We start from the raw sequence: 13874 nt of genomic DNA on the forward strand, positions 1-13874 counted from the left end.
ATGCCTTGGCGTTTATAATTTGGTTTTTTATCGGACACATCGGTAATCCCGGTTCTAATATAGCAACAATTGATAATTCACAGCATCAAGCTTAACCCACTTGGTCTATGTTTCTTTTCAACAGCTTATATCATCTGCTCCCCTTCACGTCAGGGGCTAATGAAATAACAAATTGCAATAACTTCATTTGCGCTATAATTAATAAGTTACAATTTAAAATAATCTGAATCCAAAAAGAAAGCGCAACACACTTAAAGACAAAATACAAGAAGCATTGGATAAAAAATAGAGAATACGGTACCTCATCGCGCTAAATAATCTGTAAAATCCAGTGCATATTGCTTCAGTTATATTAATTTATCCGTTTCTTTGGTCTGGCTTGACCTCGACTAAAAGTTATTCAAAAAAAGCTAAATCAGAAATAAAATATACTTTTGCCCGAATTCCGCATCAGCTAAACGCATCCCCTCTTCCTTATTGGCTTGTTTTTGTTAAACTCATAAATTTACACGTACTTTAAACAATATTCAGTGACCTACTGTGTAAGCCCGTAAACCAATGCCGGAATTTTCGACTCTTAGCGATAAAGAACTTGCATCACTACTAAAGCGGGGCGAGGTGGGGGCTTTCGAAGCGATTTATAACAGGTTTTGGAGTAAACTGTTAAATGCTGCCTATAAACGGCTTCGTGATGAGGCTGTTTGCCAAGAAATTGTTCAGGATGTTTTTATCAAACTTTGGGAGAAGCGCGAAATATTAACTTTTACCGTCGGTTTGGAAAACTATTTGCTTGTTGCCGTAAGGTATAACGTGGTTGATATTTACCGGAAGCAGGTTGTAAAGGATAAATTCGAAATCATGGTTAACCATTCCGAGTATGACAACTCCACCTCCGACCAGATTTTTACAAGGGACCTGGCTAAATATCTTTCCAAATTAGTCGAGTCGTTGCCCGGTAAATGCAAAAATGTGTACCAACTGAGTCGCCTGGAGCATAAAACCCACAGAGAAATATCAGAGATTTTAAATATTTCCGAAAAAACCGTACAAGGCCATCTCACCAAAGCCCTGCAAATAATCCGTTCCGGTATGGCCGATGCCCTGACCCTGTTGATTATTTTTTTATTGAAATAATTTTTTTTCAAAAAAAACAAGGGGGGTACCCGGGTTTCTCCGACTATATGGTATAAGCCTGTTATAAACTTTCTTTAGTATGAATAAAGTTCAACTTTCTGAATTATTGGATAAGTATCTTGACGGTACCTGCAGCCCTGAAGAGGCAGCGGCTATCAATCATTGGTATGAGCAATCGCAAGGTGAGCCAGAGTATACGGAAAGCCTCACGGCGGATAAGCGTAGCCTGCTAAAAGCCAAAATATTTGAGAGCATAGCCAGCCAAACAAACATCAGCAGTAAAACGGCTACAATCAGCGCAATGAACGGCAAATGGTGGCTCGGAATTGCAGCGGCAGCCTTGTTACTGGTAGCCTTTAAATTTTTTATACTGAATAATACACATCAACAAACTCGCCCGCAAAGCCTTTCATTTTCAATTACTAACCATAGTAAAAACGTTTTAAGGCAGCTACTGCCCGATAGCAGCGTAGTATGGTTGAGCCCCGAGGCAAGCCTGAGCTGGCCAAAAAAATTCGCCGTTAAATCGCGCAATGTAGCAATGGCAGGCAGTTGCTTTTTTGAAGTTACTAAAAACCCCAACCGGCCGTTCATTATCACCAGCGAACATATCGTCACTAAAGTATGGGGCACAAGCTTCAGGGTACTTGATGGCAAGGATATCAAAAACGCAAAAGTTACCGTTGTAAGCGGAAAAGTATCTGTAAGTAAAAAAGGTGAAGCAGTGCAAGCCAAATTAACTGCCGGCGAAGTATTGCTGTACCCTAAAGAAGAAGCTGTTTTAACTGATAATGATACACAACTTATCACCAACAGGCAGGCTAACTTGTCTGATCTGAAGCTATACGATCATATCGACCTTTCTTTTGAGAAAGCCAAACTTACAGAGATTGTTGCTGTGCTGAACAGAAAATTTGATACCAATATCAAAATCAGCAATAAAGAATTGGATAACTCCGTAATGACTGCCGATTTAACTAACCTTAACCTTCCGGAAGTGCTTGAAGTGCTTAAGGCCGCTATGAAGTTAAATTACGAGATCTCCGGCGATCTCATCATCCTAAAGCAAACTAATTAATAACCAATAACCCTAAATTTAAATACCATGATAAAAACTACTCCCCCTTAATAACTGAATCTCCTAATTTTTTCCCAAAACAAGGGTACAAGAGTGCTGCCACACTCCTGTACCTGGAAATTTAAGCCCATTGGATGACATCAATAAATTGGTGACAGGGCTATGCTATTATATTTTTTTAACAAATACAATATTTCAAATTTATGAATTTTTGTTTACTTCATTCCCATTTCTGGTACAAGATCATGAGAATCACATTTAGCCAGTTATTGTTCATTATGTTGATGACCGGCATTACCTATTCAAAACCCACCGCTGCCCAGGGTGTATTGAGTAAAAAGGTTAGCCTGGCTGTACAGAATAAAACCCTGTCGGACGTTTTGACGTTACTGGCCAAAACACACCAGGTTGAATTTATATACAACCAGGACGTTATTGCTACGAGCGATAAAATTACGGTCAGTTTCAATAACGAAAACCTTAAACAAGTTTTAGATAAACTATTAACGCGCTACCACATCAATTACCAGGTATTTAAGGGCAAGGTAATTTTAATGGATGCCCAACCTGCCGAAAGTACTGTTACCCCAGCTGTGGAAACGCCGACAGCCGCTCAAAATATAGAAGTTAAAGGAAAAGTAGTTGATGAGAAAAACGAAACACTGATTGGGGTAAGCGTTACTGTAAAGGGTACTACCAAAGGCACTATTACTGATGTTAACGGCAATTTTAAACTAACCGTTGCAAGCCCGGGCGATATACTGGTGTTTAAATACATTGGTTATGTTACTGTTGAAATACCGGCCAGTGGCGCATCACCTTTAACAGTTAAAATGACAGCCGATTCCAAATCGCTGAACGAGGTGATTGTTTTGGGTTACGGCACCAAGAAAAAGAGCGATGTTACAGGTAGTGTAGCCTCGTTAAACAGTGATGAAATTATTAAATCAAAAGCCCCAAATGCTCAGGAAGCTATCCAGGGAAGGTTGCCGGGCGTGGATGTTAAACGTTCGTCGGGTAAACCGGGGGCCGATATGACGATTGAAATCCGTGGTGTTAATTCAATTTACGGTAATACGCAACCGCTATATGTTGTTGATGGAATTCCCGTAGCCAGTATCAATGATATCAACCCATCTGACATTGAGCGGATGGATGTATTGAAGGATGCTTCTTCAACGGCCATATTCGGCTCCCGCGGAGCCAACGGCGTGGTTATTGTAACCACCAAAAAAGGTACGCGCGGCCAAACTAAAGTTAATTACGATGGCTATGTAGGCGTAGTAAATGCTTACAACCTGCCCAGGATGATGACCGGGCCCGAATTTGTTACTTACGCCAGGGAATTTTACAGCACTTTAGGAGCCAGTTTAACGCCTCAGGTAAACTATACCGATGCCCAGATATTTTCGCCTACAGAGCTATCTAACATCAACAGCGGCAATTATACCAATTGGGTTAATCTCATCAAACAAAATGGTTTACAAACCAACCACAACCTTTCCATAACCGGCGGTGATGAAAAAACGGTTTACTTTTTATCCGCCGGTTTTCAGAATTACGAGGGAGCTACTAAAGTGGAGGATACCAAAAAGTATACGTTAAAAGTAGGCCTGGATAAAACCATCAACGATTGGTTTAAAGTTGGTGCATCAATGTACGGCACTTATGCCGATTACAATTTAGGAAGCGGCGAAGTTTTCCGCAGTGCCTACCGTTTAAGGCCCACAGGCAGCGCCTACAATGCCGACGGCAGCAACCGCTTTTTTGCTTACGAAACAGAATCCCAGATCACTAACCCTTTGTTTGACCTGGAGAACGATATACGTATAACCCAATACGTTAGAATGTTACCTAATTTATACGCCGAAATAGGGCTTTTAAAGGGTTTAAAGTTCCGCTCGTCTTTCACGCCTGATATCACGTTTCAGCGCGCCGGTACTTATGCAGATCAGTTTTCAAAAACAGGTGCCGGAACCAAACCCAGTTCGGCAACCAATAGCAGCAACCATATTTTCAATTATACGCTGGATAACGTATTAACCTATAACAAAACCCTCAACGACAATAATAAATTTGACCTTACAGCAGGTAGCTCGCTCAACTACTACCAAACAGATAATAACCTCATCAGTGTGTCGGGCTTACCTTATCGCTCCTTATGGTATAATGTGGCCAGCGCTACAGCGGTAACTATTAACGGCACCACTATTCAGCCATCAACAACCGTATCCAGCAGTTACACCAAACAAACAATCAGTTCGTTTTTCTTCAGGGCCAATTACACGTTTAAAAACAGGTATTTGTTAACCGTAACAGGTCGTGCGGATGGCAATTCCATTTTTGCCGACGGACATAAATGGGGCTTTTTCCCCTCGGCCGCTTTAGGCTGGATTGCAAGTGAAGAGGATTTTATCAAAAATATCTCCGCTATCAATTTCCTCAAATTCAGGTTTAGCTATGGCCGCTCCGGTAATGCCGCCGTTAACAGCAGCTACTTCTATCCTTATGTTACCCAATCGAGCGTTACCACAAGCTATTACGACTTTAACGGCGCAACGGCTAATGGTTCGGGCATTTCTGCTTTAGCTAACAATGATCTAACCTGGGAGAAAACTTCGGAGTACAACGCCGGCCTGGAATTAAATGTGCTGAAAAACCGTATCGGCTTTACGTTTGATTACTATAATAAAACAGCCAAAGGCACCTTACTGCCACAACAGATACCTGCAGCTAACGGCTTTACCACCGTGGTATCAAACATTGGCTCCATCCGCAACAGCGGTGTTGAAATTGGTTTAAATACAACTAATATTAAAAGCAAACAATTCACCTGGACTACCAACATCAACTACTCCAAAAATAAAAACCAGATTCTGGATCTGTTTGGCAACGGCGCTAATGATGTGGGTAACGCCAGGTTTATTGGCCAAAAAGCACGTGTAATTTATAATTATAAAGTTATTGGAGTTTGGCAAACCAGCGAAGCTGCACAGGCTGCAGTTTACGGCGAAAAACCGGGCCAATACAAAATTCAAGACACCAACAACGACGGCAAAATTACTGCCGACGACCGGGTGGTACTTGGCAGCGATATTCCGGATTGGTTTGGCGGTATTACCAACACCTTTAACTATAAAGCGTTTGACTTAGGTTTCACCGTGTATACCCGCCAGGGTACCGTACAACAAAGCACTTTTCTGGATCAGTTTATGAATCAGGACCAGGGCCGGGCACGTTTTAACGCCTACCAACGCAACTACTGGACACCTACCAACCCAAGCAACACCTGGGCCAACAACGCGGTGGAAACTGATGCTACCAGAAGAACCGCCGCTACTTACCAAAATTCGTCCTATACTAAAATAAGCAACATTACCCTTGGCTATACCCTGCCCAAGGCAGCTGCAACCAAAATAAAACTGAACAACCTCAGGCTTTATGCCACTGCGTATAACCCTTTTATTTTCACCAAGTTCATCGGTTGGGATCCGGAGACTGCAGATCTGAGTTCGTTTGGATTACAGGATTTCCGCACCCGTACTTTTATCATTGGTGTTAACGTAACCTTATAATTTTCAAATTCATAACCTATTTATATGAAATATTTAAAAAATAAAATGCTATGGTTACTGGCTTTAACCATGGTATCTTGCACCTTTGGTTGCAAAAAGTACCTTGAGGAAAACAACCTGGGTGGCCAGACCGCTGAAACGTATTATGTTACAGCGCCGGGCTTTGAAGATTTAGTGAAATCAAACTATCCCAACCTTCGCTACTTGTTTAACAACAACACCTTATATAACATGGGTACGGATATTTTCTCGTCGTACGCGGTTACGGATGTTCAACCCCTCAATTTGTATAATAGTTCGTTAAATTCCTCAATAAGCGATGTGGATACCTATTGGAAACAACTGTATTATGCTATAGGCACTACAAACATTACCTTATATTGGGCAACTCAGGTTAAAGGCATGGACGCTACGTTGTTAAATACTCGTATTGGCGAAGCTAAGGCCCTGCGCGCTTACTACTATTACATGCTGGCAGAAACTTTTGGCGATGTGCCGCTCGTGCTGGAAAAATCAGTGACGGCAAGTGTGGCTTTTAGCCGTACGCCCGAACAACAGGTTTATACCCAAATTATTAAAGACCTTACCGAAGCAGCGGCAGCACTGCCGGTTACCACAACCGACCAGGGCAGGGTAACCAAAGGTTTTGCACAGCATTTACTTGCCAAAGTTTATTTAACCCGCGGCTACAAAAGCTATGGCGCAGGCGTTAATGATTTTACGCAGGCAGCTACCCTGGCCGAAAGTTTAATTACCACCGGCCCTTATACTTTAAGGCCAGTATTCTCGTCATTGTTTGACCCTACTGTAGCCAATTTTCAAATCAATTCCGAAGTTATTTTCTCCGTGCAGTACAGTACCAACGCGGCAACCAACCCGGTGTATTACCTGGGTAAGGTGCAAACCACAGCAATTACGGGTAATAACCTGCACCAAAACTTTCTTTGGGAAACCAATCCTCTGGCTGCAATTGGCCGCAGCGCTTTATACAACAAGGCTATAGTAACCAATGCCGTTCCTGATCCATACTTTTTTACGCTGTTTGACAAAACACGCGATAGCCGCTACCAGGCTACCGTTTGGAATACGCTGCTTGCGCAAGCCGCCGGTACGGTTAACGGCCGCACTTTTGCGGTGGGCGATACTGTTATTTACTACCCGGATGTAGCCTTTACCACCGCGCAAAAAGCCGCTAAAAAATACTTTGTGTTTAACCCGGATGAATACCGCTCGTCGCCGTTTTCGGGGCTGACCAGAACTTATCCGGAATTTAAAAAATTCCGTGAGTTGAACCTGGCCTATGCCGATAATGGCGGTACCAGGGATACCTATGTATTCCGGTTAGCCGAAACTTATTTGATTGCGGCGGAGGCCTATTTACAAGCCGGAAATTTAGCCAAGGCATTACCGTTTTATAACGCGGTAAGAACACGGGCTGCTAAAACCGGTATTAACCCGGTTTCGGGGATAGCTTACACAACAGAAATGCAGGTTACTACGTTAACTCTGGATAATATTTTGGATGAAAGGGCACGCGAATTAGTTGGAGAAGAGCTGAGGTGGTTTGAGTTGAAACGGACAGGCAAACTTATTGCGCGTACGCTGACTTACAATGATGAAGCAAAGGCTGCCAATACCATTAAGTCTTTCCATTTACTACGCCCTATACCCCAGTCGCAAATTGACTTGAACCGCGGAGCGGCATTCCCGCAAAACCCTGGATATTGAGATAAGCATGCATCCAACCATCAATTGGAGGTATATATGTAAGTGTATACCTCCAATTAAATTATCGCTAAATATATGTCGGCACGGAGCCTGGTCATACATAAACACAAACAGAAAATTTAAATTCATGAAGGCACAGTTATTAGGTTTTATGCTCATCGGTACAATGCTAAGTACTTACGGCCAAAAAAAAGATTACAATATTGTTGCTTACGGTGCAAAACCGGGCTTGAGTATCAATAATAAAAAAGCCATTCAGGCAGCTATTGATGCGGCTGCTAAAACAGGTGGCAGGGTAATTGTTCCGGCAGGTAATTTCGCCACCGCCCCTATTCAAATGAAGAGTTCCGTAGAACTCTACCTGGCTCCGGATGCCATTCTGTACGGTAGCACCAACCGTTTGGATTACAACGAGGGCGAAATGTCTGTGATCTGGGCCGAAGGACAGCACAACATTGCCATAACCGGCAAAGGCACCATTAATGGCCAGGGCCGGGATGTGGTTGAACACGCGCTGGAGCTATTACGCGCCGGTAAAATAACCGACGAACAGTATTTAGCCAAACGCCCTAACGAAGCTAACCGCCCTAACTTGATTTATTTTAAAAACTGTGAGCGTATCAATATTACCGGTATAACCTTAAGAAACGCTGCAAGCTGGGTGCAAAATTACAAGCAATGTAAAGACCTGGTGATTGACAGCATAACCGTACATAGCAACGAGTACTGGAACAATGACGGCTTAGATATAGTGGACTCAAAGAATGTAAAAATTACCAACAGTTATTTTAACGCTGCAGACGATGCCATTTGCCTTAAATCGGAAGTTAAGGGCGAAACCTGCGAAAACATCTGGATAGAAAACTGCATCGCACGTTCAAGCGCAAACGCGTTTAAAATAGGTACCGGTTCTTTGGGCAACTTTAAAAACATCACGGTAAAAAACCTTACTGTATTTGATACTTACCGGTCTGCCATTGCCATTGAAACCGTAGATGGGGGCAGCCTGGAAGATGTTCATATCAGCCATGTAGTTGGCCGCAACACCGGGAACGCCATATTTATCCGTTTAGGACACCGCAACCCCGACGAGCGTTACAGTTCACTCAGCAATATCACCATCGACGACGTAAAGGTAGAGGTACCCAGCGGCAAACCGGATATTGGTTATCCTGTAGAAGGCCCGCTGCCAAAAGTACCTCCGCATAACCTGCTGCCTGCTTCCATTGTGGGCTTACCTGGTCATGTTGTTCAAAATGTATCCATCTCCAATGTCGAAATAAGTTACGGTGGTGGTGCTAAAAAAGAAATTGCGTATGTTAGCACTGGTTCGCTGGCTACCGTTACTGAAAATGCTGCAGGATACCCGGAGTTTTCCATGTTTGGAGAATTACCATCCTGGGCGCTGTATGTAAGGCATGCCGGGAACATCAAAATCAGTAATTTTAAAGTTTTATTGCAACAGAGTGATTTTCGCCCGGCGATGGTATTTGATGATGTAACAGGTTTATCGTTAAAAAATATAAACTTACCTGCGTCTGTATCCCTACCGGCCATTGTTTACAAAAACGTAAATCAGTTGGAAAGTGCAACCATCACGTTGCCGCCTGGAGATGAAGCTATTCTGAAGTTAGACCAATAAACCGACAGTACTTATAGAATGATAAAAAGATTTTTAAGCCTTAGCTACCTTTTAGTCCTGTTACTAACAGTTACTCTTCCGCTGCACAGCCAAAACGTGGTTAACTATGTACAACCCATGGCAGGCACTGGCATTGCCAACACCCCTGCCGCACTAAAACACGGCGAAGGCTTTGCCCTGTTTGCAAATACCATCCCCGCTGTAACAACGCCTTTTGCCATGACGCAATGGACACCGCAAACCCAGCTCACCGAAAATAAATGTGTGCCGCCGTACTATTATAAGGATCATTATTTCAGTGGTTTCAGGGGCTCACATTGGCTGAGCGGATCGTGTACCCAGGATTATGGCAGCGTAACTATTATGCCCATTAGCGGCAAATTAAAAACTGCCAATACTGAATACCCCACTCCGTTCTCGCACCAGGACGAAACTTCATCGCCGTACAGGTATAGCATTGATTTGAAAAATTACAAAATGCAGGCCACGGTAACCTCAACGCCCAGAAGCGCCATTATGGTTTTTACAGCCCGGCAGGCCGATAGCGTTTACCTGCTCATTACGCCAAACAGTGATTACGATAAGGGATCTATTAAGATAGATGCGAGCAAGGGAGAAATAAGCGGTTATAATCCCGTACACCGGATTTACCAGGGCTGGGGGAAGGAAGCTGGTTTTAACGGCTATTTTGTTATCGTTGTTGAAAAATCCATCGGCAACAGCGGTACGTTTTCGGGCGATAAGGTATTTTCAAGCAACAGCATCAGCAATCAAAAAAACAGCGGTGCTTATTTAGGATTTAAGTTGCAAGCGGGCCAATCGATACGCGTTAAGGTGGGCACATCTTTCAGCAGCATTGAAGGTGCCAGGAAAAACCTCCAGGCAGAGATCCCCGGATGGGATTTTGAAGCTATTGCGGCCCAAAGTAAAGCAACATGGGAGAAATCTTTATCTCAAATCTCGCTCCGGACAGCCTCAGAAAAAGATAAGAAAATATTTTACACGTCGTTTTATCACGCCATGCAGCAGCCGCGTTTGTACAATGATGTCGACGGAACCTACCCCAAGTTTGCATCTCAACATCAGTTGGGCAAACTGGAGAAGGGCAACTATTACGACGATTTTTCTTTATGGGATATTTACAGGGCTCAGATCCCCTTATTTGAAATATTGCAGCCCTCCGTGGTTGACAATATGGCTAATTCATTAATATTAAAGGGGCAGCAAGGTGGATGGCTGTCTATTTTCCCTTGCTGGAACAGCTATACTTCTGAAATGATCGGCGACCATTGCAACTCGGTGATCGCCTCGGCCTATTTAAAAGGTATCAGTACTTTTAATATAAACGAAGCTTACCGCCTGATGCGCCAGAACGCTTTCGACATACCGGACAGCAAAGCGGACTATGTAGAAGGCAAAGGACGCAGGGCTTTGGATAGTTACCTTAAATACCATTACATACCTGTAGAAGACAGCGTACCTGATGCCTTTCATCAAAAAGAACAGGTAAGCCGCACCTTAGAATATGCTTATGATGACTACGCACTGGCCATGGTGGCCAAAAAGATAGGCCAGACCACGGACTATGGGCAATTATTAAAACGGTCGGCCTATTACCAAAACATTTTTGACCAAAGCGTAGGTATGGTACGTGGCCGGCATGCGGATGGTTCATGGGTAAATCCCTATCTGCCCGATAGCAAAGCTTACTATATCACCGAAGGTTCTCCCCGCCAATATACTTTTTATGTACCGCAGGATGTACCTGGGCTGGCCAGGTTAATGGGAGGCCGCGAAAAACTGGAAATGGAGTTGGATAGTCTTTTTGAAAAGAACGAATACTGGCATGGAAACGAACCCGGGCACCAAATTCCTTTCATGTACAATTTTACCGGTTCACCCTGGAAAACCCAACGGCAGGTGCGTAACATTCTGTCGAGGGAATACGGCGATGGCCCCGGCGGCCTGAGCGGGAATGATGATGCGGGTCAAATGTCGGCATGGTATATGTTTGCGGCCATGGGCTTATATCCGGTAAATCCGGTATCGGGCGAATATTTATTGTGCTCACCGCTATTTGATCAAACTACCATCAAGCTGTTTAACGGTAAAAACTTCGAAATCACCACTCATAAAACGAGTAAAACCGCACAGTATATACACCAGGTTAAATTAAACGGGAAAATCATCAGCAAAAATTACATCACTTACGCTGCTGTAGTTGAAGGCGGCAAACTGGAAATATACTTGCAAGACAAGCCTGACAAACTGTGGGGAACCAAACCGCTGATGCAACCTTCGGGGATGGCCAATAATACCCATTGATAGTTACCGGGCAGGTTGATATGCACCTGCTTGTTTATGTTCGGCAGTCATTATTATAAGGATGCTAATATATAACTCGTTAAATTTATGGCCTGGGGATGAATTCCCAGGCTTTTTGCTTTCACTACCGCAATCCCCCAAATGATGTATTCAATTACGCATTGGATATCATTATAAAATTAAGGCAGTGCATGCCAGCGGCAGGTAAAGTGCCCATACAAGCCTGTTATCACTAATTATCGGTCAGATAAAAAAACAATAAAAACTGTTCTACATATTAATGAAACATTAATGTAATGTAAATTACAATTGATAAATTTGTTAATGGCAAATGATAAAAAAGGAAAAGACTTATTGCCAGAATGGGAACAATTTATTACAAGTAAAGATTCTAAAGCATTTCACGATCTTTATATTGGTTATTATCATTATTTTCATTTTTTAGGAAAAAAAAGGGGATTCGCCCCTCCAGTAATCGAAGATGCGATAAGTGATCTTTTTTTGTATATCTGGGGAAATTCCGATAAGTTGCGTGGTGTAAGAAATCATCACAATTACCTGGTTACGTTTTTCATCAATAAATTATTGAGCAAAAGGGGCCCGGCTAAAGAAGACGTGATTGATATTATGGAAATATCAGATCTACTGACGGTTCCATCTGCAGAATACCAGCATATTACCGCTAATGTAAAAGAAAGTGTAGCTGAAACCATTAAAAATTATGTAGAGCAGCTACCGCCGCAGCAAAGATTGATGATTTACCAGAAATTTTACCTGGGATTATCTTATAATGAAATCTCAACAACTAATAATGTATCTGTAAGAACCGCTTACAATACAATATTTCAGGCTATAACTACTTTAAAAGCCAACTTAAGTAAAGAAAAGAGCTTAATTTTAGGTCTTTTATCGTTAACGATCATCTTTTTTTTAATTTTTTTCAAAAATCTCTGGTAAAAATCAAACCAATGCTACTCTATTGTTTAGTACACAATAAAAATGCATACAAGCGATTTTTTATACCTGCTCGAAGACCAAAGCTTTTTAAATTATTGCAACGGTAGCAATCAATACGATACAGACTACTGGCATAACTGGCTATTAGAGCATCCTGAAGATGAAAAAGCCATTGAGGAGCTTAAGGTATTGGTAATATTGCTAACTGAAGAAACCCGCAAACAGCAGGCAGAAGCAGGTTTTAAAATGTTACATCAAAAATTATCCGCACAAGCTGAAACAAAAATCACCGGTAAAGTTAAGCCCTTGTTTAAACGGCTATCCATCGCAGCCTCCTTGTTAGTCATGTTATCCACCGGTCTCTACCTCTATATTTCAAAAAATAACAGGTCGACAGGTTATTCCATCAATAAACTCGCCGATATCAAACCTGGAGGTAATAAAGCTATACTCACCTTAGCTAACGGAACAAAGATTGACCTTACCAATGCCCAAAACGGAACATTAGCCGTACAAAACGGAACGCAGATATCAAAAAAAGCAGATGGCCAGGTTATTTATCAAACAGCCGGAAATTCTACCGGCCAGGGAAACACGCCAGGTATCAATACCATTCAAACACCACTAAAAGGTCAGTACATGATCGTACTCCCCGATGGTACCAAAGTATGGCTAAACTCAGTATCATCATTACGCTACCCTGCTGTTTTTGACCAGAAAACAAGGGAGGTTGAGTTAACCGGCGAAGCTTATTTTGAAGTTGCCCATTTTACCTTAAAGGGAAGCAATAAACGGGTGCCTTTTGTTGTGCAGACAACATCCGCTACCAACCGGAATAAAACTCAAAAGATTGAGGTATTAGGTACACATTTTAATGTTAATTGCTACGATGACGAGCCACTTAGCAAAACTACTTTGCTTGAGGGCAGCATTAAAGTTTCAAACCCCGATATAACAGGCGGCAGCGAAGCATTGTTAAGTCCGGGGCAGGAATTAAGTTCAGGAGCCGGACGGTTTAACGTAGGGCAGGCCGATATTGAAGCGGCTATAGCCTGGAAAAATAATGATTTTGTGTTCAGGGAAGACATCAGGAGTGCTCTGCGTAAAGTGGCGCGCTGGTATGATGTAGATATTGTTTACGCAGAATCGGCACCAAAACAGCTGATGCTGGGCGGCTGGATCTCGAGAAAGAAAAACATTTCTGAAGTGCTCGAGATGATGGAAGGCACCGGAAAAGTTCATTTTACTATTACAGGAAGGAGGATTATGGTGACAGAGTAATACCCACACCCTCTACAGCCATAACAAAAAAAGCCAAAAGTGCTGAAACACTCCTGGCCTTAAAAGTTTGGCAAACCCTAATTAATTTTCATTAATAGTTAACCTGTAAATCGCACGCGCTTCGAAACAACCGCGATTTGCATTACCAAACATT

General features: G+C 42.6%; 8 protein-coding genes. All 8 read left to right on the plus strand.

The features are described 5' to 3' along the window. Positions 1-558: 558 nt before the first annotated feature. Positions 559-1134 (plus strand): RNA polymerase sigma-70 factor, encoded by a 576-nt coding sequence (locus tag MUCPA_RS04135; RefSeq protein WP_008504635.1) that lies wholly within the window; start codon positions 559-561, stop codon positions 1132-1134. Positions 1135-1213: 79 nt separating this feature from the next. Further along, on the plus strand, positions 1214-2212 hold the full coding sequence (locus tag MUCPA_RS04140) for a FecR family protein (protein ID WP_008504636.1): 999 nt from the start codon (positions 1214-1216) through the stop codon (positions 2210-2212). 245 nt (positions 2213-2457) lie between these two features. Continuing rightward, positions 2458-5787 carry a SusC/RagA family TonB-linked outer membrane protein gene (locus MUCPA_RS04145; RefSeq protein ID WP_040625705.1) on the plus strand — a complete coding sequence of 1110 codons (3330 nt, stop codon included), beginning with the start codon at positions 2458-2460 and terminating at the stop codon, positions 5785-5787. 24 nt (positions 5788-5811) lie between these two features. After that, complete coding sequence (locus tag MUCPA_RS04150; RefSeq protein WP_008504638.1) at positions 5812-7515, plus strand: RagB/SusD family nutrient uptake outer membrane protein; 1704 nt, start codon at positions 5812-5814, stop codon at positions 7513-7515. A gap of 127 nt (positions 7516-7642) precedes the next feature. Continuing rightward, entirely contained in the window at positions 7643-9157 is a 1515-nt protein-coding gene (locus MUCPA_RS04155; protein WP_008504639.1) for a glycoside hydrolase family 28 protein, read from the plus strand. An 18-nt stretch (positions 9158-9175) separates the two neighbouring features. Beyond that, complete coding sequence (locus tag MUCPA_RS04160) at positions 9176-11482, plus strand: GH92 family glycosyl hydrolase (protein WP_008504640.1); 2307 nt, start codon at positions 9176-9178, stop codon at positions 11480-11482. Positions 11483-11806: 324 nt separating this feature from the next. Continuing rightward, positions 11807-12439: an RNA polymerase sigma factor gene (locus MUCPA_RS04165; RefSeq protein WP_008504641.1), complete on the plus strand. Its 633-nt coding sequence runs from the start codon at positions 11807-11809 to the stop codon at positions 12437-12439. A gap of 42 nt (positions 12440-12481) precedes the next feature. Beyond that, positions 12482-13720 (plus strand): FecR family protein, encoded by a 1239-nt coding sequence (locus MUCPA_RS04170; RefSeq protein ID WP_008504642.1) that lies wholly within the window; start codon positions 12482-12484, stop codon positions 13718-13720. Positions 13721-13874 lie beyond the last annotated feature (154 nt).

The sequence above is a fragment of the Mucilaginibacter paludis DSM 18603 genome (assembly GCF_000166195.2).
Classification (GTDB): domain Bacteria; phylum Bacteroidota; class Bacteroidia; order Sphingobacteriales; family Sphingobacteriaceae; genus Mucilaginibacter; species Mucilaginibacter paludis.